This is a genomic window from Brevundimonas nasdae, assembly GCF_019395145.1.
In the GTDB taxonomy this organism is placed as follows: domain Bacteria; phylum Pseudomonadota; class Alphaproteobacteria; order Caulobacterales; family Caulobacteraceae; genus Brevundimonas; species Brevundimonas nasdae.
In genome coordinates this window covers 1,677,610-1,702,912 of the sequence record NZ_CP080034.1, presented here as the reverse complement: position 1 = coordinate 1,702,912, position 25,303 = coordinate 1,677,610, and the positions used below count along the sequence as shown (strand labels likewise).

24 protein-coding genes and 1 pseudogene are annotated in these 25,303 nt (G+C 66.9%); 8 read left to right on the top strand and 17 right to left on the bottom strand.

What is annotated here, in order from left to right:
* The first annotated feature begins 35 nt into the window (after nt 1-35).
* Genes KWG56_RS08280 through KWG56_RS08270 form a run of 3 tightly spaced genes read left to right on the top strand, consistent with a single transcriptional unit; the run spans nt 36 to nt 1,532 of the window.
* Nucleotides 36-695 (top strand): peroxiredoxin, encoded by a 660-nt coding sequence (locus KWG56_RS08280; protein ID WP_244999704.1) that lies wholly within the window; start codon nt 36-38, stop codon nt 693-695.
* A complete protein-coding gene (locus KWG56_RS08275; RefSeq protein ID WP_008259045.1) occupies nt 692-1,111 on the top strand; it encodes an ArsR/SmtB family transcription factor in 420 nt (139 codons plus the stop codon). The genes KWG56_RS08280 and KWG56_RS08275 overlap by 4 nt, the downstream gene beginning before the upstream one ends.
* A 25-nt stretch (nt 1,112-1,136) precedes the next feature.
* On the top strand, nt 1,137-1,532 hold the full coding sequence (locus tag KWG56_RS08270; protein ID WP_219354426.1) for a cupin domain-containing protein: 396 nt from the start codon (nt 1,137-1,139) through the stop codon (nt 1,530-1,532).
* Nucleotides 1,533-1,535: 3 nt separating this feature from the next.
* Here the strand turns inward: KWG56_RS08270 and KWG56_RS08265 are convergent, their stop codons facing one another.
* The 10 genes from KWG56_RS08265 to dsbD form a co-directional block, all read right to left on the bottom strand.
* Nucleotides 1,536-3,029 carry a L,D-transpeptidase family protein gene (locus KWG56_RS08265; protein ID WP_219354425.1) on the bottom strand — a complete coding sequence of 498 codons (1,494 nt, stop codon included), beginning with the start codon at nt 3,027-3,029 and terminating at the stop codon, nt 1,536-1,538.
* A 35-nt stretch (nt 3,030-3,064) separates the two neighbouring features.
* Entirely contained in the window at nt 3,065-3,838 is a 774-nt protein-coding gene (locus tag KWG56_RS08260; protein WP_219354424.1) for a substrate-binding domain-containing protein, read from the bottom strand.
* Nucleotides 3,838-4,737: an MBL fold metallo-hydrolase gene (locus KWG56_RS08255; protein WP_219354423.1), complete on the bottom strand. Its 900-nt coding sequence runs from the start codon at nt 4,735-4,737 to the stop codon at nt 3,838-3,840. Before KWG56_RS08255 ends, KWG56_RS08260 begins: the two co-directional genes overlap by 1 nt.
* 64 nt (nt 4,738-4,801) lie before the next feature.
* A complete protein-coding gene (locus KWG56_RS08250; protein ID WP_219354422.1) occupies nt 4,802-5,452 on the bottom strand; it encodes a peroxiredoxin in 651 nt (216 codons plus the stop codon).
* Between the two features lie 99 nt (nt 5,453-5,551).
* On the bottom strand, nt 5,552-6,076 hold the full coding sequence (locus tag KWG56_RS08245) for a DsrE family protein (protein ID WP_219354421.1): 525 nt from the start codon (nt 6,074-6,076) through the stop codon (nt 5,552-5,554).
* Nucleotides 6,077-6,105: 29 nt separating this feature from the next.
* The gene (locus KWG56_RS08240) at nt 6,106-6,723 is read right to left on the bottom strand and encodes a class I SAM-dependent methyltransferase (protein ID WP_244999703.1); all 618 of its coding nucleotides are present in this window, start codon (nt 6,721-6,723) and stop codon (nt 6,106-6,108) included.
* Between the two features lie 11 nt (nt 6,724-6,734).
* Nucleotides 6,735-8,162 carry a bifunctional metallophosphatase/5'-nucleotidase gene (locus KWG56_RS08235; protein ID WP_219354419.1) on the bottom strand — a complete coding sequence of 476 codons (1,428 nt, stop codon included), beginning with the start codon at nt 8,160-8,162 and terminating at the stop codon, nt 6,735-6,737.
* A gap of 8 nt (nt 8,163-8,170) precedes the next feature.
* Nucleotides 8,171-8,845 carry a DsbA family protein gene (locus KWG56_RS08230; RefSeq protein ID WP_008258895.1) on the bottom strand — a complete coding sequence of 225 codons (675 nt, stop codon included), beginning with the start codon at nt 8,843-8,845 and terminating at the stop codon, nt 8,171-8,173.
* Nucleotides 8,846-8,867: 22 nt separating this feature from the next.
* Nucleotides 8,868-9,662, bottom strand: coding sequence for a TlpA disulfide reductase family protein (locus KWG56_RS08225; RefSeq protein ID WP_008260699.1), 795 nt, complete (start codon nt 9,660-9,662; stop codon nt 8,868-8,870).
* Nucleotides 9,659-11,551 carry a protein-disulfide reductase DsbD gene (gene dsbD / locus KWG56_RS08220; RefSeq protein WP_244999702.1) on the bottom strand — a complete coding sequence of 631 codons (1,893 nt, stop codon included), beginning with the start codon at nt 11,549-11,551 and terminating at the stop codon, nt 9,659-9,661. The genes KWG56_RS08225 and dsbD overlap by 4 nt, the downstream gene beginning before the upstream one ends.
* Nucleotides 11,552-11,613: 62 nt before the next feature.
* On the opposite strand from dsbD, the gene KWG56_RS08215 reads away from it, so the two are divergent.
* On the top strand, nt 11,614-12,267 hold the full coding sequence (locus KWG56_RS08215; RefSeq protein ID WP_008264155.1) for a response regulator: 654 nt from the start codon (nt 11,614-11,616) through the stop codon (nt 12,265-12,267).
* On the top strand, nt 12,264-13,556 hold the full coding sequence (locus tag KWG56_RS08210; protein ID WP_219354417.1) for an ATP-binding protein: 1,293 nt from the start codon (nt 12,264-12,266) through the stop codon (nt 13,554-13,556). Before KWG56_RS08215 ends, KWG56_RS08210 begins: the two co-directional genes overlap by 4 nt.
* On the opposite strand, the gene KWG56_RS08205 is transcribed toward KWG56_RS08210, so the two are convergent.
* The 7 genes and pseudogenes from KWG56_RS08205 to KWG56_RS08175 form a co-directional block, all read right to left on the bottom strand.
* A complete protein-coding gene (locus KWG56_RS08205) occupies nt 13,553-13,963 on the bottom strand; it encodes a GNAT family N-acetyltransferase (protein ID WP_219354416.1) in 411 nt (136 codons plus the stop codon). The two genes, KWG56_RS08210 and KWG56_RS08205, sit on opposite strands and share 4 nt — an antisense overlap.
* A gap of 58 nt (nt 13,964-14,021) precedes the next feature.
* The gene (locus KWG56_RS08200; RefSeq protein WP_219354415.1) at nt 14,022-14,744 is read right to left on the bottom strand and encodes a superoxide dismutase; all 723 of its coding nucleotides are present in this window, start codon (nt 14,742-14,744) and stop codon (nt 14,022-14,024) included.
* A 135-nt stretch (nt 14,745-14,879) separates the two neighbouring features.
* Nucleotides 14,880-15,881 carry a tannase/feruloyl esterase family alpha/beta hydrolase gene (locus tag KWG56_RS08195; RefSeq protein ID WP_219354414.1) on the bottom strand — a complete coding sequence of 334 codons (1,002 nt, stop codon included), beginning with the start codon at nt 15,879-15,881 and terminating at the stop codon, nt 14,880-14,882.
* 113 nt (nt 15,882-15,994) lie between these two features.
* Nucleotides 15,995-16,879, bottom strand: a pseudogene (locus KWG56_RS19055) (ABC transporter substrate-binding protein); the annotation flags it as partial.
* A gap of 26 nt (nt 16,880-16,905) precedes the next feature.
* Nucleotides 16,906-19,068, bottom strand: a complete 2,163-nt coding sequence (locus KWG56_RS08185) for a TonB-dependent receptor (protein WP_219354413.1) — start codon at nt 19,066-19,068, stop codon at nt 16,906-16,908.
* A gap of 158 nt (nt 19,069-19,226) precedes the next feature.
* On the bottom strand, nt 19,227-19,394 hold the full coding sequence (locus KWG56_RS08180) for a TonB-dependent receptor (protein ID WP_219354412.1): 168 nt from the start codon (nt 19,392-19,394) through the stop codon (nt 19,227-19,229).
* A 634-nt stretch (nt 19,395-20,028) separates the two neighbouring features.
* The gene (locus KWG56_RS08175; protein ID WP_219354411.1) at nt 20,029-20,514 is read right to left on the bottom strand and encodes a MarR family winged helix-turn-helix transcriptional regulator; all 486 of its coding nucleotides are present in this window, start codon (nt 20,512-20,514) and stop codon (nt 20,029-20,031) included.
* A 64-nt stretch (nt 20,515-20,578) separates the two neighbouring features.
* Between KWG56_RS08175 and KWG56_RS08170 the strand changes: the two genes are divergently transcribed.
* Genes KWG56_RS08170 through KWG56_RS08160 form a run of 3 tightly spaced genes read left to right on the top strand, consistent with a single transcriptional unit; the run spans nt 20,579 to nt 25,266 of the window.
* Nucleotides 20,579-22,354 (top strand): N-acetylglutaminylglutamine amidotransferase, encoded by a 1,776-nt coding sequence (locus KWG56_RS08170; RefSeq protein ID WP_219354410.1) that lies wholly within the window; start codon nt 20,579-20,581, stop codon nt 22,352-22,354.
* Nucleotides 22,344-24,113 (top strand): N-acetylglutaminylglutamine synthetase, encoded by a 1,770-nt coding sequence (gene ngg, locus KWG56_RS08165; protein ID WP_219354409.1) that lies wholly within the window; start codon nt 22,344-22,346, stop codon nt 24,111-24,113. Before KWG56_RS08170 ends, ngg begins: the two co-directional genes overlap by 11 nt.
* Before the next feature lie 10 nt (nt 24,114-24,123).
* On the top strand, nt 24,124-25,266 hold the full coding sequence (locus KWG56_RS08160; RefSeq protein WP_219354408.1) for an osmoprotectant NAGGN system M42 family peptidase: 1,143 nt from the start codon (nt 24,124-24,126) through the stop codon (nt 25,264-25,266).
* Nucleotides 25,267-25,303: the final 37 nt, after the last annotated feature.

Here is a 25,303-nt window from a genome sequence, read left to right as displayed (position 1 = left end):
TAGCGGAAACGGTGGGAAGCGCTTAGCTTGCGGCTATGGAAACGATCGACACCGGGCCAGCCGTCTATCCCCCCGCAATGCGCGCCCTGCGCATCAACGATACGGCGCCGGACTTCAGCGCGCGCACGACGCAGGGCGAAAAGCGCCTCAGCGACTACCGTGGACGCTGGCTGGTGCTGTTCTCCCATCCGGCGGACTTCACGCCGGTCTGCACTAGCGAGTTCGTGGCCCTGGCCCGGCAGGCCGACGTCTTCGCGGCGATCGACTGCGATCTGATGGCCCTGTCGGTGGACAGTCTGTATTCTCACCTGGCCTGGCTGAAGGACATTTACCGCCGCTTCGGCGTGAAGGTGCCGTTCCCGATCATCGAGGATCCCTCCATGGCCATCGGCCACGCCTTCGGCATGGTGGACGCCGGCTCGAGCGACAGCGCGACGGTGCGCGCCACCTTCGTGATCGATCCCGAAGGCGTGGTGCGCGCCATCAGCTGGTACCCGATGAACATCGGCCGCTCGGTTGATGAACTGCTGCGTCTCGTGACCGCCCTGCAGACCTCGGACCGCGAGGCGGCCTCCACGCCGGCGGGCTGGACGCCCGGCGACGCTCTCCTGGAGCCGGCCGCCACCACCCTGGACGCCGCCATCGCCGACGGTGACGGCGATGCGCCCTGGTACTATCGCGAGCGCCGCGCATGACCGACGATCAAGCGGCCGCCATGGAGCGGTTGAAGGAAAAGGCGCCGGAGGCCGCAGAGCTGTTGCGCCAGCTGGCCAACGCCAACCGGCTGCTGATCCTGTGCCACATCGCCGAGGAGGAACGGTCGGTGGGCCAGCTCGAGGCGGACCTGGGCATCAAACAGCCTGCGCTGTCCCAGCAGCTGGCTGAGCTGCGCCAGTACGGTCTGGTCAAGACGCGTCGGCAGTCGCGCTCGATCTTCTACTCGATCGCCGACGAACGGGCCCAGGCGGTGATGGGCATGCTGTACGAAATCTTCTGCGGCGATGCGAAGGCGGTCGGCGCGCGCGTCGCCGCCCCGGCGCCCCGTCCATCGACGCCGGCTCGCGGCGACACGGCTCAGTTCGCGCGCATCACCGCCGTCGCACGTCGCTGACGGCCAACCCGCACAGGAGACTCTCGTGAAGGGCTTCATCGACAATATCGAACGTCTGACGGAAGAGAACACAGACTTTCGCCGCGTTCTCTACACCGGCCACAATCTGCAGCTCGTCCTCATGGCCATTCCGCCCGGTCAGGAGATCGGCGAAGAGGTCCACGACGACCGCGACCAGTTCTTCCGCATCGAGGCGGGCGAGGGCGAAATCTGGATCGACGGCGTTCGTCACGCCGTGAAGGCGGACGACGGGGTCATCGTCCCTCAGGGCGCCCGGCACAATGTGGTCAGCACGGGGTCCGAGCCGCTTCGGCTCTACACCCTCTATGGCCCGCCGGAGCATCTCGACGGGACGGTTCACGCCACGGTGGAAGAGGCCTCCGCCGACCACGAGCATTTCGACGGCCGCACGACCGAATAACCGTCAGGGGCCGACGTCGTCAGCATCGGCGCGCCGGTCGTCGGGCCGCGGCAGGTGCAGGGCGATACCCAACGCCTCCGCCAGACGGGTGTCGCGACGATAGATGTCATCGCGAAAGGCGACGCGGCCCTGGCCGTCCAGGAAGGCGGTCCAATACAGCAGACGTACGTCGATCGGCCGACCGGTCGCCACACGGACGGTCTGGCCGCTGTCCAGCGCGGCATCGAAGCGGGCGAGCCTCTCGGGGTCGGGCGCCAGCAGAAGGCGGGCGAAGCCGACGGCGTCCTGCACCCGCACGCAGCCGTGACTGAGATGGCGGAAGCTCTGGTCGAACGCACCCCGCGACGGGGTGTCGTGCAGGAAGATGGCGTAGCTGTCCTGAAGTTCGAACTTGACCTGGCCCAGGGCGGCGTTCGGGCCGGCGCGCTGAACCACCATGCCGTTCTGGATCGTCATGTTGTTCGCCCGCATATAGGCGGCGCCGCGCGGCAGGATCTCGCGCTGGGCGATGGAGGTCGGGACCGTCCAGGGCGGATTGGCGACGACCGAGGCGAAGGGCCGTTCGAGGCTGGGCGTCGCATTGTCGGCGTCACCTGTCACGACCCGCATCGAATGCACGGGCCGACCATCCTTCCAGTAGACCATGATGGAGGCGGCGGTGTTCACCTCGATCCGCTCCGGGGCGACGTCTCTCTTTAGCCAACGGCGGCGTTCCAGATTGAGCGCGATCTGGCGAGCACGGGCCTCGGCCGAAATCGACAGCGCCCGCTGGGTCGCCGGGCCGATGCGGGCGTCCGCCTCCAGACCGTGGCGCACCTGGAACACCCGAACGGCCTCTTGCAGCACCGACCCGTAGTCACCGCCAGACGGGCCGACCATCGCGGCGGCGGCGTCGGTGAGATCGCCTTCCACCCGAAGGCGCGGCAGGAGGGCGGGAAGGCGGGGGTCGGACGCAAACGGTTCGATCGTCGCGCCCAGGGCAAAGGGCGGCCAACCGCCGCGGTCGGCGATGGCGCGATAGCGAAGGAAGCCGTCGCACAAGCCCTGATAGCCGCGGTCCTGGGGAGCGAGGCCCGCCATCGTCTCGGCCAACGTTCCGTCGTCGACCGCCGTCGCCAGCAGCGGCGGCGTATCGACCTGGTTGCGACCCATCTCCCAAAGGGTCTCGACGGATGCCGGGTCGACCCGGCCATGGGCGAGCGCCTCGGCCAGGGTCAGGACGGCCTGGGTCAGTTCGGCTTCACTTAGGGCCAGACCGTCGGGCGCTGATAGACCGTGGCGGTCCGCCAGGGCCAGGGCGTCCATGGCTTGCCGGCGCGCTGGCCCCGCCCAGGCCGGGCGTCCGCCGCGGGCGGCGTAGAAGGCTGCGGTCAGGGCGCTGATGTTCAAGGCGGCGGGCGCCGATGCGGCTCGCGCGGTTGTCGAGAGCCAGAGCGGCGCCGCGGCCGCCGCGAGCAGGTGTCGGCGGTTCAGGGTGAAGGAGCGACGGTTGGCCATGCCGCCGACACCGCGGGGTTCACCTTAAGGCAGGCTTAAGGTTGGCCGGTCCGCCAGCCCCAGCGCGCGAAGATGGCGGCTCCCTCGTCGGACTTCAAAAATTCAAGGAACGGCTGGGCGTCGGCGTCCTGGCGGCCGGTCTCGGTCACAACGGCGCCGGCGTCGCGGTAGATGCGATAGGGCTCTTCGACCTCGACCACATCAGCGAGGTCCGGATTGGCGACCTGCCAGATGCCCCAGATGATCCAGGCGTCGAGCGTCGGGCCGTCGATCCAGGCTTGTCGGGCCTCGGCGCTGTTGCGGGCGTAGACGACGATGTTGCGACGCAGGGCGCGCACCTTGGCGATGTCGCCGGTGCGACCGGCCATATCTTCCCACAGGCCGTTCTGGCCCGCGCCGTTGACGACCAGGACTCGGCGACCCGGCTGGAAGAGATCTTCCAGGCCGCCGATGCCGTTCGGATTTCCCGGGCGAACGAGAATGGAGGCGGTGCGCAGATAGAGCGGCTCGACCGCCTCGGCGCGGATGCGGCCCTCCAGAGCGCTGACGAAGTCGGTCATCATCGTCTCGGAGCCGGAGAAGATCAGGTCGCCGTCCGCCTTGGCCTGGTCCAGCCATTGGGGCGTGGGTCCGGCGACGACGGCCACGGCGCGACCGGTGCGCGCTTCATAGGCCTTCGCCGCTTCGCGCATGGCGGGGGCGGGGCCGCCCGGACCGTAGACATGAAGAGGATCGGCGGGCGTCTGGGCGTGGGCGGCCAGGGCCGTCGTGCTCAAAAGGGCGGCCAGGGCCAGGGTGGAAGGACGCATCAAGAGTTCTCCTGGGGCGGGGCGAAGTGATTGGCGGGGATCTTGAAATAGATGCGGCCGTCCTCGGCGGGTGGCGGCAGCACCCCGCCGCGGATGTTCACCTGAAGCGCGTAGAGCATCAGGTTCGGCAGGGGAAGGGTGGCATCCCGGCCGTCGCGAAGCCGCACGAAATCCGCCTCTCCGCGTCCGCCGCCGACATGGATGTTGTCCGCCTTCTGCTCTCTCACGGTGCTGAAGCAGGCGGGCTCGCGGCCATCGGGACCGTAGTCGTGGCCGACGAAGATGCCGGTCTCATCGGGCAGGGCCAGGATGTCCTGGATGCTTCGGTAGAGGGCCTTGGAATCGCCGCCCGGAAAGTCGGCGCGCGAGGTGCCGGCATAGGGCATCATCAAGGTGTCGTGGACGAAGGCGTTGCCGCCGATCACATAGGTGATGGACGCCAGGGTGTGGCCTGGGGAGAAGATGACCCGCCCCTGCAGGTCGCCGACAGCAAACGTATCTCCGGCCTGGAAGAGACGGTCCCACTGGCGACCGTCGGTCGGGAAGTCGTCGTCCAGGCCGTAGATGTCCTTCCACAGCCTCTGGACGCCGATGACCTTCTCGCCGATGGCGGTCGGCGCACCCAGTCTCTCTTTGAGGTAGGGCGCGGCGGAGAAGTGGTCGGCGTGGGGATGGGTGTCCAGCAGCCATTCGACGGTTAGGCCTTCAGCCTTCACGTAGTCCAGGATGGCGTCGGCGTTGCGGGTCGAGGTCGCCGCCGCCTTCTCGTCGAAATCCCAGACCGGATCGATGATCGCGCATTTGCGGCTGACCGGGTCGGAGACGACATATTGCCAACTGCCGGTCTTCTTGTCGTGGAGCGCCGCGATGCGGGCTCCGCCGTGGTCGATGATCTGCATGAAGGCTCCGTTTGGTTTGCGAAGAACAGGGCCGGACCGCTTGCGCGGTCCGGCCAGCGTCCGATCAGGCGGCTTTCGGGGCGTCGGGGAGGTCGCGCGTCGAGAAATACCAGTCGGTGTAGACGTAACCCTCGGAAGCGCGAGCCTCGGCCGCCTCGGCGGTCTTGGGCGGAGGGACGATAGCCGGTTGGCCAGGGCGCCAGTTCTCAGGCGTCGCGACCCCGTTGGCGTCGGACGCCTGGAGCGCGGTGAGCAGCCGAACGAACTCTTCGATGCTGCGGCCATTGCTCATGGGATAGTAGACCATGGCGCGCAGCTTGCCTTCCGGATCGATCAGGAAGGTGGCGCGGACAGCCGAGGTGTCGGCCGCCCCGGGGTGGATCATCCCGTAGGCCTGGGCCACCTCCATCTTCAGATCCTCGATGATGGGGAAGGGGATTTCGACGCCGAACTTCTCCTTGATGTTCCGGGTCCAGGCCAGGTGCGAGAAGATGCTGTCGATCGAGAGCCCCAGGAGCTCGCAGTTCATAGCGGCGAACTCATCCGCGTGCTTGGCGAAGCCGATGAACTCGGTCGTGCATACCGGGGTGAAGTCCGACGGGTGGGAGAAGAGGATCAGCCAATTGCCGCGGTAATCGGCCAGGCTGCGATCCCCGTGCGTGGTGCGGGCGTGAAAGTCGGGGGCGGGTTCGTTGAGGCGGGGCAGTCCGGTCATGTCGATGTCTCCTTCAGACGCCCCATTGAACACTTACATACACACTTACCCAAACTAATAGTTCTTATGGCCAGTGAAGGTTCCGCCTATGCCGAGACGTCAGTTCACAACCAGGGCATATCCGGCCTGTTGAAGGTGGATGACCGTCATCAGGGCGGCGAGATCAACGCTCACGCCCGGTTCGAGGTCGGCTTGCGCGATGCCGTTCCCGGCCATGGCCTGGCCGCACAGCCGAACCTGGACGCCGGCGGCGATGAGGCTGCGGATCAGGGCGCTGTTGGGGTTGGCGTCGCCCTTGCCGCGCGCGGCCCAGGCGGCGTCGGAGAGGACCGCAGGGGTGGCGGCGCCGTGTAGCACAACGACGATCTGACGATGGTCGGCGTCCACGCCGCCCGCCGCCAGCATATTCGCCAGCCGCGCAACGCGATCCAGTCCCTTCAGCGGCCTGTCGTCCGGACCGCCCTGGGACACGTCGAAGATGACCCGATAGACGCGCGACGGATCCGGCTGTTCGCCGGCCTCGGGCAGGGGCTTGAAGCCGCCGAAGCCTGAAACAGCTTGAGCGAAGCTCGGGGAGGCCGCCAGGGAGGCGGCCAGGGACAGGGCGAGGAGGAGGGTTTTCATGGCCGGTTCCGGTGTGCGGGCGCTGGGGGTCAGGGACGGCGGGCGACGAGATCGATCAGGGCGGACCGGCCGCTGTGGCCGGCGCCTTCGGAGACGTCGCTGTCGTGGCTTTTCAGATGCAGGATGTCGAAGTCGGCGAAGGCGTCGCGGAGCAGCGCCTCGGTGTAGAGGTTCTCGACCTGGCCCGGACCGCCCGTTCCATAGGCGATCTGTTCCGGCCGATAGCCCTGCAGCAGGAACAGGCCGCCAGGCTTCACGGCCGCCTTCATACGCTCGAAAAGTCGGTCGCGCAGGGGAGGCGGGGCGAACTGAATGAAGACGGCGACCACGACGTCGAACGCATCCTGCGGCCAGGCCCAGGTCTCGAGGTCCGCCACCTGGGCGTCCAGTGTGACCCTGCGTCGCTCGGCCAGGGCGAGGGCCTTCTCGATCGCGCGCGGGGCGATGTCCGTGGTCGTGACGGTCAGGCCCTGTTCGGCGAGCCAAACGCCGTTTCGTCCCTCGCCGTCGGCGACCGCCAGAGCGGTCATGCCGGGCTGGAGCCGCGCGATCTGAGCGGCCAGGAAGGCGTTGGGCGTCTTGCCGAACAGATAGTCCTGGCGGTCATAGCGGCTATTCCAGAAGTCGCGGGCGGCGACGGAGTCCATAAGGTGTTCCTTCATATGATGAGGACGCTGGCGGGCAGATCGGTCTCGCCGGGCGTATGGTCGGCGAACCAGGATTCAAGCGCGCCCACAGTGTCGATGTCGAGCGTCCGGCGGTCCCGCCCGTAATGTTCGGGCACGCCCTGGGCGGTGACGAAGGCCACCGGATAGTCCGCCTCCGGCTCGAAAGGTCGGTCCCCGACCAGCAGGCGATCAAGGCGCTGCCCCTTGGGATTCTCCAGCTTCACAAAGGCCGTGAGGCCCCGGCAGCGTTTGATGTAGCCGCCCATCTGCTCATACGGGTCGGCGGCGAAGGTGCGCTCAAGATTCTCTTCCAGCATCGCCTTCAACTCGGCTCCGGTCAGCGTCGTGCGCGAGATGGGCGGGTTCATCGGCGCGATATTGTAGAGGTCGCCCAGAGTGACCGGACCCGGCGCGACGGGCGCGCCATACCGCCAGCCGTTCGAGAAGGCGATGTCCACGCCCGCTGCCTGCGCCGCCGCCGCCAGCAGGACGTCGTCCATCGGCGCGCTCGCCATGGCGTAGCGGTGAAGGGGAATGGCCGTGCGGCCGACGACGCGCGCCAGACGCTCCCGCTCGGGCGCCAGGGCCGTCTCCACCAAGCCGGCGACTTGATCGTCTTGGGGGCCAGCGTCCACGGCTATGAGCCGATGGCGGCGCAGGGACACGCGGCCCTCTGCAATCTCGAGGTCCAGCCGGCCGATATAGGCGCCGTGGCAGCCGGACTGGATGATCAGGGTGTCGCCGACGCGGGCCGGCTCGTGCAGGCGGTTATGGGTATGGCCGCTCAGGATCACGTCGATGCCCGGTGTTTCCGCGGCCAACTTCAGATCCTGCGGAAAGCCGAGGTGCGACAGCAGGACGACCAGATCGACCTTCTCCTCGCGGAGCTGGTGCAGTTGCTCGCGGGCTTCGGCCACACCCATTTCAAACCGCACGCCTTCGGAGAAGGCGGGGGGCATGGTCTTGTCGACGATGGGGCAGGCCAGGCCCATCACGCCGATCCTCAGACCGCCGCGCTCGAACACCCATCGCCCGTCGAACACCGGCGCGCCGTCATCCTTGCGAAAGACATTGGCGGCCAGGACGGGATAATCCAGTCGCGCCGCCAACGCCTTGAACCCCGCGGGGCCATAGGCGAACTCCCAGTGCGCCGTCATGGCGTCGATCTTCAGGGCGTTCATGATCGGGACCAAGGCCTCGCCCCGGCTGGCGACGGCGACCCGCGTGCCATGGAAGGTGTCGCCGTTGTCCAGGGTCAGGCATGGACCTTCGGCGCGCGCCTCTTCGAAGAGGCGCGCGATGCGGGCGACCCCGCCCAGCCGTTCGAACCGCCAGCCGCCTTCGGTGCGCACCAGTTCGGGATGCGGCTCGAGATAGCCGTGCAGGTCGTTCAGCTGGAGCAGGGTCAAGGTGGTCATGGCCGGTCTCAGCGCAGCGGTTGTCCGGAGCGGATACGACCGATCACCGCTTCGAGTTGCGCCTGGGGCATGCCGCCGGGGATCAGATTGCCGTTGATGATAAAGGCGGGCGTGCCCTGCAGGGCCAGGGCCGCCGCTTCTCGGCCGTTTCGGTCGAGCACCGCGTCGATGTCTGCGCGGTGATCGGCCAGGTCCTGATTCAGGCGCGCCATGTCCACGCCGGCCGACTGGACCAGACGCGTGATGTCCGCCTGGTCGCCGATGCGCGACGGCGACAGCATGAAGGCGTTATGGACGGCCTCGTACTTGCCTTGGTAACTGGCGGCGAGGGCGGTCCGGGCGGCGGTCTCCGAGACGTCGCCGAAGATCGGCCAGTCCTTGTACAGGACGCGCACCTTGGGGTCCGCCTTCAGCAGGCCGTCGATCTCCGGCTGCATCTTCTTGCAGTAGGGGCAGTTGTAATCGACGAAGCCGATGATGGTCACATCGGCGTTTTCGGCGCCGATGAAGGGCGCTGCCGGGTCGCGCAGCAGATCGTTGAAGCCGACCTGGGCGATGGGCGGCATGTCTTGTCCGGAGGCGGCGGAAGGGCTGGCGGGCGCCGCGCCGTTGTCGGCGTCGGCGGGGCCGCAGGCGGCGAGCGCCAGGACGGCGGCGAGGGCAGGGGCGAAGGTGCGGTTCATGGAAGCTCCGTGAGGCGAGGGGTCAGTGCAGACGCGCGATTTCGGTCGCGATCTGTTCGGGGGCGATTTCCCCCATGTGGGCCTTGGCCAGACGGCCGTCGGCGTGGAGGAACAGGGTCACCGGAATGCCGGCCGTGCCGTAGTGGCGGGGCACCGCCATGGCCTCGTCGAACAGCACATGGTCGAGGGCCAGCCCCTGGCTCTGCAGAAAGGCCCGAACGCCGGCTTCGCCCTCGCCCTGGTTGACGAAGAGGAAGCGCACATTCGGATGGGCTTTTTCGGCCTGGGCCAAAGCCGGCATCTCGCGCCGGCAGGGCGGGCACCAGGTGGCCCAGAGATTGATCACCGTGGGCCGGTCGCCCGGAGCGGAGAGGTTGATGGGCGGGGCGTCCATCGCGGCCAGCGTCAGGGCGGGCGGCGCCATGGGCTGCGTCGCCGAGGCCAACTGATGGGCGGTAGTCCAAACCAGGGCGCTGGCCAGCACAGGCGCAATGGCCCAGGCGCGTTCGCGCGTCGTGCGCAGCAGCAGGATCGTGGCCAGGATCATGACCGGCGCGACCCAGATCCAGCTGAACCCGCCCTGCCAGATCGCGAGCGCTCGCCACGGGTCGGCCCCGAAATACTCCCAGTGCGTCGCCACGTGACCGAGGCGGGCGGTGGCCAGACCGCCGAAGACCAGAACCGTGCTCCACAGATTGAAGCGCGGGCTGACCCGGCTGGCCAGCAGTCCGGCGCCGATCATGAAGACGAACACGCCGGCGATGATGGCGAACCGCTCTCCCGACAGGACGAGCGGGCCCAGGGTGATGGCGTTCATGCGGCGGCTCCGGCGCTCTGCAGGGCGGATGCGACGTCTTGGGCCGACATCTCTCCGATCAGTCGGCTGCCCGGCGCTTCGGTCGCCGAGGGCGAAAGGAAGATCATCGTCGGCGGTCCGACCACCCCGTGCCGCTCAAGAAGCGCGCGCGCCTCGGGCGTGCTGCGCGTGACGTCGACCTTGATGAGGTCGGTGTTCGAAAGGCTGGCGATGACGGCGGGGTCCTCGAACACCGTCCGCTCGATCACCTTGCAGCTGACGCACCAGTCAGCGGTGAAATAGACCAGGGCGGGACGTTTGCGCGCGCCGGCATCGGCGACGGCGCGGTCCAGCGCCGTCTGATCCAGCACGACCGCCGCGGTTTCGACCGGCGCGGCGGCTGCGGCTCCGGCGGGACGCGCTAGGGGCTCAAGCGGACGCCAAGGGTCGTCCGCCCCGAGACTGAGGCCGACGAGCAGCAACAGGCCCCAGGTCGCGGCCGCCAGGCCGGCGACGCGGGCGACGCCGTTTCTCAGGTTCGGGCTCAGCGGCTGGAACAGGCCGAGGGCCGCCGCCAGACCGAGCGCCAGCGCCGCGCCGAGAGCCAGCGTCGCGTTCGGCGGCAGGATGCGGCTGGCCAGCCACCAGGCCATGCCCAGGAAGATGAAGCCGAACAGCATCTTCACCCGGTCCATCCACGGCCCGGCCTTGGGCAGGAAGCGCGCGCCGACCGTGCCGAACACGATCAAGGGCACCCCCTTGCCCAGGCCCAGGAAGAACAGGGCCGCCGCGCCCAGCCCAACGTCGCCGGTCTGGGCGATGTAGAGCAGGGCGCCCGCCAGGGGCGCGGTGACGCAAGGCCCCACGATAAGGGCGGAGACGAAGCCCAGACCTGCGGCTGAGGGCAGGGACCGCCGGCCATCGCCGCCGTCGCGGGAGAGGCGGCTGGTCCAGGTCGAGGGCAGTTGCAACTCGAAGCCGCCGAACATGGAGGCGGCGAGGATGACGAAGACGACAGCCAGAGCGCCCACGGCCCAAACCGACTGGAGCGCCATCTGCAGGTTCTGTCCGGACCAGGCGGCCGCGACGCCCAGGAGGGCGAAGGCGATGGAAAGGCCGAGCACATAGGCGACCGAGAGCATCAGGCCTCGGCGCGTACCGCGCCCGTCCACGCCGCGTCCGATGACGCCGGCCAGGATCGGATACATGGGAAAGACGCAGGGCGTGAAGGCCAGCAGCACGCCAAAGCCGAAGAAGGAGAGCAGGACCCAGGTCGCCCCGCCCTGCAGCGCCAGGCGATCGACGAAGCCCGGGTTGGCGTCCAGAGTGACCGCCGGCGATGACGCGACCGGCGAAGGCGCCGCCGCTCCCTCGTCGTTCTCGGGCGCGGGTGCAGCGCCCGGCGCCTGGATCGCCAGCATGGCCGCGGCCTGTGCGGTCTGCGCATCGGCCTCCCGCGCGGCCACGTCGGACTGCGGCCGGGTCGGCACGTCGATGGTGCGCGTCATCGGCGGGTAGCAGATCGAGTCTTCGAGGCAGCCCTGATAGGTGATGTTGACCGACGTCGGCTCGCCGGCCTGCGTCAACGTCTGCGCCGACAGGATCGCGCGACCCGCGTCATGCCAGACGTCGACGACGCCGAAGCCCGGATCGTCCTTGGTTTCGCCGGCGGCCAGTTCCAGCGGCAGAGACTCCTTCCCGCCCGGCGTGCTGGCGACGGTGTGGTCACGATAGAGATAATGGCCAGGCGCAATGTCCCAGGCGAAGGCCAGGTCGCCGTCAGCCTCACGCGTCACCGTCAGGGCGAAGGCCTTGTCAGGCGAAAGCGGAGCCTGACCCAAGGCCGAACCCGGTAGGGCGAAGGACAGAAGAGCGAGAGCGGCGGGCAGCAGTCGGCGGAAAAACCTCATGGCCATCTCGTGGGCAAGCGAGCTTAAGTCAGGCTTAAGCCGGAGCTTGCACGTCACAACGCATGAGATTGCTCGCCATAGAAGACGATCCCGTTCTCGCTGACGGCCTCCAGGTCGGGCTCAGCGCCTGTGGCTGGACGGTCGAGGTCGTCGGGCGGGTCGAGGACGCCCTCGCGGCGCTGGAAAGCTCGGCGTTCGATGCGGTCGTGCTGGACCTGGGTCTTCCTGACGGCGACGGCCTTTCGGTGCTGCGTTTCGTTCGAGAGCGCGACATGGATGTCGGCGTGGTGGTCTTGTCGGCGCGCGATGACAGTCGGGACCGCATAGTGGGTCTGGACGCCGGCGCGGACGATTATGTCGGCAAACCGTTCGATCTCGACGAGCTGGCCGCGCGATTGCGCGCGGTGCGGCGTCGCCTGCTCGGACGTTCGACCCCCGCCTTGCGCCACGGCGGGGTGACCATCGATCCCAAGTCGCGTCTGGCTTGGCGTGAAGAGGGGGACCTGCCCCTTTCGAGACGTGAGTTCGCTATCCTGGAGGCCCTGATGGAACGGCCCGCACAGGTCCTCTCGCGCAGTCAGCTGGAAGAACGCCTGTACGGCTGGCAGGAGGAGATCGGCTCCAACGCCGTGGAAGTGCACATCCACTATCTGCGGGCCAAGTTGGGAGCCGGCTTCATCCGCACCGTCCGCGGCGTGGGATACACCCTGCAATGAGCTCGATCCGCTTGCGTCTGTTCGTCACTCTCGCGCTCGTGACCGCCCTGGTCTGGGGCGGCGCGGTCGTCTGGGTTGAAATCCAAACCCGAGCCGAAGTGCAACGGGTGCTGGACCGGCGCCTGATGGAGTCGGCCCGCATGGTTTCGTCCTTGATGCAGGCCGGCAGCGTGCGCCCGGCGATCCAGGCTCCGGACACCGGGGCCGCCGATGTCTACGACCGTCAGCTCTCCTGCCAGATCTGGTCGCTGGAAGGCGATCTGATCGGCCGTTCCCAAAGCGCGCCTGCCGAGCGGTTGTCGGAAGGGGGCGACGGATTTTCTGAGCGCACGATCCGGGGCGAGCGCTGGCGTGTCTATACGGTGCATGATCGTGACGCCGGTTTCCGGGTCATGGTCGGGGACAATCTGGCCGTTCGCGAACACCTGGTCGGCAATGTCGTCACCGCCTTGATCGGTCCGGCGGTCCTCGGCCTGCTGGCGCTGGGCGTGCTGATCTGGTGGTCGGTTGGGCGGGGGCTGGCCCCTATTCGACAAATGACCCGCAGCCTTGCGGTACGGGATGCGGAAGATCTGACGGCGTTGGACGTATCGCCGGACGCCCGCGAACTCCGTCCCTTCGCCCTGGCGCTGAACGACCTGATGTCACGCCTTGGCGCAGCGCGGCGTCGCGAGGCCGAGTTCACGGCCGCCGCCGCGCACGAGTTGCGCACGCCTCTGGCAGGGCTGCGTGTCCAGGCGCAGATTGCGGCGTCGTCTTCGGATCCTGCCGTTCGAAGCCGCGCGCTGGAGCAGATTCAGACCTCTGTCGATCGCACCGCCCGCCTCGTCACGGGGCTTCTCGCCCTGGCGCGCGAGGACGAGATGCCGGTTAGCGACGAAGATCGCCGCTGGGTGACGCTCCGATCACTGTTTGCGGGAGCGGAAGGCGATTCCCGGGTGTCGATCGTCGAAGGTGACGCCCTGCTGAATGTGGATCCGGATCGCTTCGGGGCAGCGGCCGCCAATCTCCTTGCCAACGCACAGGCGCACGCAGAGTCTTCAATCCTGATCAGCTACGACCCGACTTCCGGACGCTTGATCGTCGAGGACGACGGACCGGGCGTGGCCTTCTCGGATCTGCATCGTTTGGGACGGCGCTTTTTCCGCGCGTCGAATGCCCCTACCGGAGGGAGCGGTCTGGGCCTTTCCATCGTCCTCGCCACTGTGAAGGCTCATGGGGGACAGGTGCAGTTTCTCCGGTCAGCAGATGGGGGGCTTCGTGTGGAGGCGCGTCTTCCAGCGACCTAGATCACGAACGCCATCGCAACCGAGCGAGGTGCGGTAAGCGCGAAGCCAAACTGGGCGTAGAGTCGATGCGCCTCTCCATCCGCCATCAGGCTGACATAGGCCCCCTTGGGGGCGGTTGCTCGTAAGTGATCGACCAGGGCGGCGACGATGGCTTTGCCCAGTCCCCGGCCCTGGTGTGCGGGCTGGACCGCGATATCGACCACCTGGAAGAAGAGGCCGCCATCACCAATAATCCGGCCCATCCCGACAGCCTCGCCATTCCGTCTGATCACCACAGCATAGACGGTATTGGGCAGGCCGGCCGCCGCGCCCTCGGTCGTTTTCGGTGAAAGACCCGCCTCGACGCGCAGTCTCAGATAGTCGGCGGGGGAGGGCGTTTCAGCTGTGAGGCGATAGTCGTCGGTCATCAAGATCCCCGGAGCGGCGCCGCGCCGTCAGACGACGGCGCGGGGTGATGGAAAGGCGCTACTGCGCTTCGGCGTAGAGACGGTTGACCGTGTTCCAGTTCACGACGGTCCACCAGGCGGTGAGGTAGTCAGCGCGCTTGTTCTGGTACTTCAGATAGTAGGCGTGTTCCCAGACGTCGACGGCGAGTACAGGCGCGCCACGGACCTCGGCAAGGTCCATCAAGGGATTGTCCTGGTTGGCTGTCGAGGTGATCTGCAGCTTGCCGTCCTTGACGATCAACCAGGCCCAGCCGGAGCCGAAGCGGGTCGTGGCGGCTTGGTTGAAGGCGGTTTTGAAAGCGTCCATCGAGCCGAAATCGCGGGTGATGGCCGCCGTCAGCTCGGCGGAAGGTTCGCCGCCCTGACCGACGGGCGCGAGCAGAGTCCAGAACAGGCTATGGTTCCAGTGGCCGCCACCGTTGTTGCGGATGGCCGTGGGCAGGGTGGAGACGCGGCCCAGAAGGTCTTCGATGGAGACGCCGGCGAGCGCTGGGTCAGCCGCTACCGCAGCGTTGAGGTTGTCGACATAAGTCTTGTGATGCCGGCCGTGGTGAACACGCATGGTCTCCGCATCGATCGCCGGTTCAAGCGCTTCTGCGGCATAGGGTAGGGCCGGGAGGGCGAAGGCGGCGGTCGCGGTCTGGCCGGAGGACGGTTGCGTGACGGACGACTGGGCGAGGGCGGGACCGACGGCGAGAGATGAGAAGGACAGAGCGGCGGACAGGGCGAGGGTTCTGATCATGGGTGACTCCTTTGTGTTAGGACGCAATGCGCGGGGGCGGAGATCGACGCAGGCTGCGACTTCATGGTCGGGGCCGGCAATGGAATGAGATCAGGGTCGACAGGGATCGACGAAGCGGAACGCGTTCGGCTGGCGCTATGACCCATCTGATTGCGGCGCCACGCAAATGAAGTTAGCCGCCTTTTTGGACGCAGCCGCATCGTTCGGCGGTCCGGCGTACTGTGGATACAGCGGGTATTGGCAGAGCGGCAGGGACTGGACCGGCGCGCCCTCGGCGTCGAACTTTTCCGCCAACAAGGTGGCCGGCGCCGCGTTTTCCATGACCCAACGATCCAGGGCGACGAGGAGGTCGGTCTGGTCGGGGCCGACGCCTCCGCCGCAATGGTTCACGCCGGGCGCTACGTAGAAACGGGTCGCTGCCGCCGCACGCTCCGGGCCCACGGCCCGCGCCATCTGCATCATGTAGTCGATCGTCGAGTCGACGCTGAGCGCGGCGTCCGACCCACCCTGCCAGACGATGAGCTTGCCGCCGTGCGCGATGAAGGCGCCGATGTCCGGGTCCGTGGCATCGTTGAGCGCCGCCATCGCGTCCAGGGCTTGCGGGTTGCGGTCCCAGGGCGTGTAGCCGAGCGAATCGGCCTTCGGATCTTTCGCGAGATAGTACTGCACCGTGCTGTCCTGCATGACGAAGTAGCCGCTCTGGCGGACATCGCCGTTTCCGGTGGCCCAAAGGCCGAAGCCGGACGGGTCGTCCTCATTGCCGGACAAGGCATACCCCTTGCTTGAATAGGTGGCGTTCGATCCCTGGAAGGCGTGGTCGGCGGTCCAGGCGTTGACGACGGCGAGTTGGGCGTCCGAGAGACAGGTGTCGCCGGCATCGACGCCGTCCACGCAGCGCAGGGACTCCAGCCTTGTCCGCTCCGCCGTGCAGGCGGCGCGGTTGGCGACAATGCCGTCCGCGACGCCGTCGAGTCCGTCACAGGCGTCCCGCACATGCCGGGCCAGCAGCGCCGCCTTGGCTGGGCCAAAGGCGCCGCCCCCGGGGGCGGCGGCTCGGGCTGTTGCGTTGAACGCGCCCAGGCGTTGGTCCGCGGATTGATACGCCCGGTGTTGCCGAAAAGCCGTCCCTCGCGCCATGCGCGGAAGCTGCCGGCGATCGCGGGGTTTCGCGGGGGCACGGCGTGAATGTCGCCGACGATCCAGACGTCGGCCCGGTCGGCGAGTGGGAGCAGGGTCTCGGTGGAAATCGTTTCGGAGGAATAGCGGGCCGGGTCTTCCTGCCGCGCGAGCAGGTTCTCGCCGCCGGCATCCTGCAGATAGGCGTGTTCGCTGCCGCGCACCGTGGCGATCCATCGGTCGCCGCCGTTTGGATAGGCCCACAGGACCGGCGTCCGGGGCCGGTCGGCGACCATGGCCTTGAGGGCCGCGACCCGCGCCTCGATCTCGCCGAACAGCCGTTCAGCTTCGGCCTCGCGACCGGTCAGGATCCCGTGCAGACGGATCCACTCCGCCCGGCCCATATAGGTCGGCTCGTCCTCGGCGAACGTCGGGGCCACGGTGACGCCCAACGCCTGTGCGCGATCGAGCGCGGGAGTGTGCGACAGGTCCGAAAGCCGCATCAGGAAGACATCGGGATCGGCTGCCACCAGAACGTCGAGGTTGGGCGGGGCGTGCCAGTTGTAGCCGATCTGACCGATCTCGCCCGCCACCACGCGAGCGCGGATCTCGTCGTCGTAGGAGGTCAGACCGCCCACGGCGACCAGCCGGTCCTTGACCCCCAACTGGGCCAGAAAAGCTTCATCGGGGCTGGCGTTGGCCGCGATCCGCTGCACCGGCGTGCGGATCACGGTCGCCTGCCGCAGTTCGCCCGTCAGCACAGGGGCGGGGCCGTCTTTCGGTGCGAGGACGAGGACGAACGCCTGTTCCTGCGCCTGACCGCCGCTCTGGTCGGCGACCGGGGCGCGCAATCGGGCGACGATGAAGCCGTCGTGGCGCTCCAGCTTGAGGTAGCGCGCGTGACGCAGGGGGATCTGTTCGCCCGCGCCGGCCGCGGGTCCCGATCCTGGCTCCGCCGCCCGGGGATCGCAGGCGCCGAGGGCGAGCGCCAGGCCGCCGATGCCGGAGGCGGCCAGCATCCGGCGACGGTCGATCGCTCTGCTCATCAGAAGCGCGCCCGCAGGGTGGCGCGCAGTTGGCGGAGAACCCCCGGCGTCAGATGGGTGGCCGCGCTCTGACCGCCGAACAGATAGTCGTACGCCTCGTCGAGGAGATTGGTCGCGGCCAGGTCGAGCGAGAGGCCCCGGGACGGCGAAAGGTCGATTCGCGCCGAGGCGTTCAGCAGAGCGTACCCCCCGGCCTTCACGCCATTGTCGCGGGTGACGAAATAGTCGCCGTACATCTCCCAGGAGGCCTTGAGTTCGACCCGGTCGTTCACCCGATGCCCCAGCTCAACGAAGCCCATGTGCTCCGGCACGCCCGTAGGCGTCAGGCCCGTGAGGACCAGGCCGCCGACCTCATATTCTTGCCATTCCGGTTGGGTGAGGGTGTAGCTGCCGCGCAGGGAGGTGGCCTCGTCGAGCCTGAGATCCGCTGTCGCCTCAATGCCCCGGGAGGTATAGAGTTGGCCGGTCGTCGCAAGGTTGGGCGGCCCCGCCGGATCGTCGTTGTCGATGATGAACAGCCGGTTCTTCTGTTCCAGATAGAAGCCCGTCAGGGTGTAGGTGAGTCGGCGCTCCAGGGGGCGGCCCTTGATGCCGACCTCATAGCTGTCCAGCGTGGTCGGCCGGCTGTCGCGCTCATACTGGTTCGCGTCCCACTGGAAGGTGGGGCCGAAGTTGGAACTGAAGCCGCGACCATAGGCGGCGTAGATCATCCCGCCGCTGAAATCGTAGCTGAGCGAGGCCTTGGGGGAGAAGGCGCTCTCGTCGTCGTTCAGGGTGCGCGCGACGTCGCCGGCGAAGGTCGGCTTGAACAGGGTCTCCCGTTCGAAACTGTCGTAGCGTCCACCGAGGGTCAGGGTCAGCCGGTCGGTCAGGCGAATCTCGTCCTGGAGGAAGGCGGACCAGAAATGGTTGGTGGTGTCGGTGTCGTCCTCGAGCTGGCGCACGAAACAGGGCGCGCCGGCGTTCACCACCTCGCCGGTCTGATAGTTGAGATTGATGGCGAAGAAGTTGAAGCCGCAGGCGAAAGTGAAACCGTTCTGACCGGACCAGATGCTCTGGCCGACCAGATCGACGCGTTCGATGTTCACGCCGCCGACGATGTCGTGACGGCCGGTCGTCCAGTTCGCCGTCGCTTCCAGGAAGGCGGTGTCTGACCGGGTCGTAGCCTCGAACCCGTTGACCCCGAAGATGTCGTTGGCCGGATCGAACAGCCAGGCGTCATAGAAGTTCAGGAGGTTGTTGCTGTCGGCGCGTCGGGCATGGGCCGTAAGCTGCAGACTGAGGTCGTCGTTGAGCCGATGATCAAGCCTTACCGCGCCCATCAGGGTCTCGGTCACACTGAAGGGCGCGCCATACTGGATCGCGCCTTCCCGCCCGCCCAGGATATCGACGGGCGTGCCGTCGGCGAAAGTCGGAATGACGCTGCCGACCTCATGACGTCGGTCGCCGTAGTTCACATAGGCGGTCAGGGTGGTGTCCGGCGTCAGATCCGCCACGCCCTTGACGAAGACGTTGAAGATCCGCCGCGCGTTGGACTCGCGCCAGCCTTCCGACTCTTCGTGACTGACGTCGGCCAGCAGGCTGCCGGCGTCGAACACCCGTTCCGCCGTCAGACCGGCGCGATAGTAGTCGTCCGAGCCGGCGGAAACCGCCAGGGTAGTCGCGTCGCGTCGCGGCGTCCGGGTGATATAGTTCACCGCGCCCGAGATGCCGCCGCGGCCATAGAGCGCCGAAACCGGGCCTCGCACGAACTCGATCTGGTCCACCGCGGCGAAAGGCACTTCGCTCAGCAAGACCTCTTCATTGCCGCTGATGAAGGGGATGCCGTCAACGAGGGCGAGGAAGGTGTCGTTACCGTGATTGCCAGTGACGCCGCGGATGCTGACCGAGGGGAATTCGTCGTTGTCGCCCTCGCCGCGGCGGAAGAAGACTCCGGGAACGCCGCGGAGCTCGTCCGGGCTGGACAGGAAGCCCTCGCTGTAGAGCTGTTCCATCTTGCGCACCGTCACGCTGGCAGGAACCTCGAGCAGATTGCGTTCGGTTCGCGTGGCGGTGACGACCACCTCGTCGAGGAGGGCGGGTTCGGCCGGCTCCTGCGCCTGCCCCGGCAGGGCCGCGCCCAGCCATATCGAACTCGAAAGCAGCAGTGACTTGCGCAGCATAAAACAGACCCCCCGGGTGAGCCGCACCTCGTGCGCCGACCTCAACGAGGGCTGGCCATGAAATGCCAGCGCCAGACGCTCTGGCGCAGATCGGCGCCGTTCCCGGCCGGGCTGGTCTTCTGTCTCACCTGGGTCTCACTTCGCCAGCGTCGCGGCGCCTATAACGCAAATCCGACGGAAAGCTTCATCGTGAAGGGTTCGCCCAGCAGAACCGTGCGCGTGCCCGTCGGCGAGCCGGAGTCCACATAGTTCTCGTCGAAGAGGTTGTAGGCGTTCAGCTGGACGCGCCAGCGATCGATCCGGTAGCTCGCCAGGGCGTCGGCCACGGCATAGGCGGGACCCGGTAGCTGTTCGGCAATATGCCAACGTGGGCAACTGGCGCATTGATGACGATCCCCGATGACTGAGATGACGGTCTCGGCTTAAGGCGAATTCCAGCGTGTCGGTATGGATAGGTTGGTATAAGATGCGGCTTTGAGATCTCGATGGCTGCAGCTTGCAGAACCCACCTTTGTCTGCGTCTGTCGATCGACAGCGACATCACTCGAATTTTATCGCGAGCAAATTCGTCTTTGTTTTCATAAGCCTCACTTTGATAACGCAAATGCTGACGGTATGCTTCTATGGCCAAGGAAAAGGCGCTGATAAATCAGCACCTTCTGAACCGTTGAACAATCGAGTGGGAGTGAGGGAGTGGTCTCATCACGCCTTAAAGTTATTATGGTTCAATAACTTGAGATCGTAACTGAATCTTCTCGTCTCGATTATCAATCAGCATTGAGCTTGGCCCCAAGATGCTGATTATCATTAAGTCTTCGAGCAAGAGCGTCGCTTTCTCAGCGGGGCATGCAGATCGGTTAGACGGTATTTCTGACGGTATGTCTCGGTCTTCGCACGTAGCTGTCGGGGTGGACTGCTCCTGACTCACCTCTGACACAGACCAGGTCTGCGTCCAGAAATTCAGTCTTGAACGGCTGAGGGGTTTTCTGGGGACGGGCCTGTCGCCATGAGAGTCGATAACAACTCCATGGCGTCCGCCAGGGCTTGCTTCTGGTCCAGGGGCAGGGCGGACCAGCGCACAAGCGCATCGGCGCGGAGCAGGCCCGGGGAAGTGGCCAGCGCTGCACGTGCCTGATCCGTCAACCGGGCATGAACGATCCGACGGTCCGTCGTTGAGCGGTAGCGAACGACCATGCCATGCGTCTCCAGCCGGTCCAGCACCGCGACCACCGTGGGCGGCGACATCGAGACGTCGCGAGAGATCGCGCTGGTGCTGACTTCACCTTGGGCGCGGATCGATTGCAGCACCACCAGCTGGGGCAGGGTCAGGCCTGTCAGCCGCGCGATTTCGCGGGATCGCACATCGATTGCCTGCGCGATCCTACGGACTGACCGCACCAGGGAGGCGGTCGGATCCGGCATCGGTTCAGGAGAAATGTCCGTCATCGGGTTGAACTCTTTCGTACACTAACCATTTGTACACGCTGCTTCCACAATTCAAGGAGGACCCATGTGTGGTCTGAGCGGCGAGATCAACTTCGACGGACGGCCGGCGGATGCCGGGGCCGTTCAACGCATGACGGATGCGCTCTCGCCTCGAGGACCTGACGGGTCCGGCATCGTAATGCGAGGCCCGGTCGGCTTGGGCCATCGACGCCTCAGGATCATCGACCTCTCGGAGAAGGCGCAACAGCCGATGGTAGACGCCGACCTGGGCGTGACCCTGGCTTTCAACGGCTGCATCTACAACTATCCTGAACTGCGCGCAGAGCTGCAGGGGATGGGGTTCCGCTTCTTTTCGGAGGGGGACACCGAGGTGATCATCAAGGCCTGGAAGGCCTGGGGCGAGGCCTGCGTCGAGCGGTTCAAAGGCATGTTCGCCTTCGTCCTGCATGAGCGCGACACCGGCCGCACCGTGATCGCGCGCGACCGGTTCGGCATCAAGCCGCTGTATCTGGCCGAACAGGGCAAACGGCTGCGTTTCGCCTCGACCCTGCCGGCTCTTCTGGCGGCGGGCGATATCGACAAGACGATCGATCCGGTGGGCCTGCACCACTACATGACCTTCCATGCCGTGGTGCCGCCGCCGCATACCATCCTGAAGGGTGTGAAGAAGTTTCCGCCGGCGACCATTCGCGTGATCGAGTCGGACGGCGCCGCCAAGGACCGGCTCTACTGGCAGCCCGACATGACCCGCCACGCCGAGGACGCGTCCCTGACCGCAGAGGACTGGCGCGACCGGGTGCTGGACAGTCTGCGCGAGGCGGTGAAGCGCCGCATGGTCGCCGACGTGCCGGTCGGCGTGCTGCTTTCGGGCGGGGTGGATTCCAGCCTGATCGTCGGGCTTCTGTCCGAGCTGGGCCAGAGCGACCTGATGACCTTCTCCGTCGGGTTCGAGGAAGCCAATGGCGAGAAGGGCGACGAGTTCGTCTATTCCGACCTGATCGCCAAACACTATGGAACGAAGCACCATCAGATCTTCGTGCCGCACCAGCGGCTGATGGAGGCCCTGCCGGGCACCATCGGCGCGATGTCGGAGCCGATGGTCTCCTACGACAACGTCGGTTTCTACCTTCTGAGCCAGGAAGTCTCGAAACACATCAAGGTGGTGCAGTCAGGCCAGGGCGCCGACGAGGTGTTCGCCGGTTATCACTGGTACCCGCCGATGCTGGGGGCGAGCGATCCGGTGGAGACCTACGCCAAGGCCTTCTTCGACCGGAGCCATGCGACGCTGAAGACCCAGCTTAACGGCGCCTATATGGCAGACACCGACGTCAGCCGCGCCCTGGTCGAGGCTCATTTCGCGCAAGGGCGGGCGGCGACGCCGGTCGATCAGGCCCTGCGCCTGGACAGTCAGGTGATGCTGGTCGACGACCCGGTGAAGCGGGTCGACAACATGACCATGGCCTGGGGGCTGGAGGCGCGGGTGCCCTTCCTCGACCACGAACTGGTCGAGCTGGCGGGGCGGATTCCGCCCGAGCACAAGCTGGCCCAGGGCGGCAAGGGCGTGCTGAAGGAGGCGGCGCGTCTGGTGATCCCGTCCGAGGTCATCGACCGCAAGAAGGGATACTTCCCTGTTCCGGCGCTGAAATACATCCAGGGCCCGTATCTGGAGATGGTGCGCGAAGCCCTGACCGATAAGGCGGCGCGCGATCGCGGCCTGTTCGACAAAGGCTATCTGGACACCCTGTTCGCCGATCCGACCGAACACATCACGCCCCTGCGCGGCTCGGAGCTGTGGCAGGTTGCGGTCCTTGAGATGTGGATGCAGACCCATGGCGTCTGATCTCCGCCCCGAACGATCCAAGGCGCACCGGCTCAAGCGCCTGCGTCACGAAGGCCTGAAACCGCCGGTGCATTCCGGCGACGGACCGACCCGCGACGCGGTGCTGGACTGCGGCTGGGGCCGACTGCTGTTCGCCCAGACCTTCGAGACGGCAGAGCCTCTTGTCGAAGCCCTCAGCGCCGAGGGACCTGACCGGCGCGACATCGCGATGTACGTCCGCAATCCGCACGTCCTGCTGGCTGCGGCGCCTCAGGAATTGTTTCTTGACCCGTCGCACACCTATCGGTTGGACTTGGCCACCTATCGCGCCAGCCGTCGCCAGCCGAGGGGCTTCACAGTTCGGCGGCTAACGTCGGAAGCGGACGCGCTGGCGGTCAACGACATCTACGCGAGGCGCCGGATGGTGCCGGTTCCGCCCGACTTCTTCTGGGCGCGGCGCGATGATCGCACGATCACCTATTTCGTCGCCGAGGACACGGCGACCGGGGACGTGATCGGCACGGTGACCGGGGTCAATCACGTGCGGGCGTTCGAGGATCCCGAATGCGGATCGTCGCTCTGGTGTCTGGCGGTCGATCCCCAGGCGACCCAGCCGGGCGTCGGCGAGGCCCTGGTCCGGCGTCTGGCCGAGCATTTCAAGACGCAAGGGTTGGCGCACATGGACCTGTCGGTCATGCACGACAACGACCAGGCCATCGCGCTGTACGAGAAGCTGGGCTTCCGCCGGGTGTCCTTCTTCGGGGTCAAGCGGAAGAACCCGATCAACGAAGCCCTGTTCGTCGGCCCGACCGACGATCATGCGCTCAACCCCTATGCCCGGATCATCGTCAACGAGGCGCGGCGGCGCGGCATCCACACCGAGATAATCGACGCCGAAGGCGGGCTGTTCCGTCTGAACTGGGGTGGGCGGTCCGTGCGCTGCCGCGAGAGCCTCTCGGAGCTGACCTCGGCGGTCGCCCTGAGCATCTGCGACGACAAGCGGATGACGCGGCGCATCGTCGAGGCGGCCGGCGTTCGGGTTCCCGATCGGATCGACCCTGATGATCCGTCCGCCATCGACGCCGCGCTAGAGAGATACGGCAGCCTGGTCGTCAAACCAGCGCGGGGCGAGCAAGGCCAGGGCGTCGCCGTGGGCCTGACGACGATCGAGGCGGTGCAAACGGCCCTGACCCGCGCCCGCCGCATCTGTGCCGAAGTGCTGATCGAGGAACAGGTCCAGGGCGAGGATCTGCGTCTGGTGGTGATCGACTACAAGGTCGTCGCCTGCGCCCTGCGACGTCCGCCGCGCGTGATCGGCGACGGCCGCTCCACCGTGCGCGCCCTGATCGAACACCAGAGCCGGCGTCGCGCGTCCGCGACGGGCGGCGAGTCCACCATCCCCATTGACGATGAAACCGAGCGAACGCTCGCCGAGGCCGGCTATGGCCTGGACGACGTCGCTCCGCAGGGCCTCGAGGTCCTGGTGCGCAAGGCGGCCAACCTGCATCTGGGCGGCACCATCCACGACGTGACGGAGGAGGTTCACCCGGACCTGATCCGGGCCGCGATCGCCGCTGCCCGTGCCATCGACATCCCGGTGACGGGGATCGATTTCATGGTCCGGTCGCCGGGCGAGCCCCACTACGCCTTCATCGAGGCGAACGAGCGACCCGGTCTGGCCAACCACGAACCGCGGCCGACCGCCGAGCGTTTCGTCGACCTCCTGTTTCCGCTGTCCGCCCCGGCCGCCGCGCGGACTTTCCCGACCCCCGAAGCCTGAAGGAGGCCCCTTGGCCCGCCCCTCGATCGATCTCGACTACCTGAAGGCCCGTCTGGCCGATCTACTGAACACGCCCAGCCCGACCGGCTATACGGACGAGGCGGTCTGGCTGCTGTGTCGGGAGCTGGATCGGCTCGGGTTGGACTATGAACTGACCCGGAGGGGCGCGGTCCGCGCGCGCTTGCCGGGACGGGACCCGAAACCCGCGCGCGCCGTTGTCGCCCATGTCGATACACTGGGGGCCCAGGTCAAACTGGTGAAGGACAACGGGCGGCTGGAGCTGGTCGCCATCGGCCACTGGTCCTCACGCTTCGCCGAGGGGGCCCGGGCGACGATCTTTTCCGAGGGCGGGGCCTTTCGCGGCACCATTCTGCCGCTGAAGGCATCGGGCCACACCTTCAACGAGGAGGTCGACACCCAGCCGGTGAGCTGGCGACAGGTCGAGCTGCGCATCGACGCCGTGACCCATGACCGGGACGCCACCCTGGCACTGGGCGTGGACGTCGGCGACATCGTCGCCATCGACCCCCAGCCTGAGTTCATAGACACCGGCTTCATCGTCTCGCGCCATCTCGACGACAAGGCCGGAGTCGCCGCCTTACTGGCCGCGCTGGAGTGTATGATCCGGGAGCAACGCACGCCCACCGTTGACACTTGGTGGCTGTTCACGATCGCCGAGGAGGTCGGGCTGGGCGCGTCCTCCGTCCTGATCCCGGACGTCGCCGCCATGGTTACGGTGGACAACGGCACGACCGCTCCGGGTCAGAATTCTTCGGAGTTCGGCGTCACTATCGCCATGGCCGATCAGACCGGCCCGTTCGACTGGCACCTGTCGCGCAAGCTGGTCCAGCTGGCCCGCGACCACGACATTCCGCACCAGAAGGACGTCTTTCGCTACTACCGCTCGGACTCAGCCTCGGCGCTGGAGTCGGGCGCCGACATTCGAACGGCGCTGGTCACCTTCGGCATCGACGCGAGCCACGGCTATGAGCGGATCCATGAGAGCGCACTGGTCGACGTCGCCCGTCTGCTGGTCGCCTATGCCGAGAGCGATGTCGAGATCAGTCGAGACGCCCAGGCGGTCGGGGGGCTGCGCGGCTTCACGCACCAGCCCTCGATTGACCTGCCGGAAGAGCAGGCGTCGGGGACCTGAAGACGCCGCTGACCGGCGCGTTCGGCCTGGGTTGTTG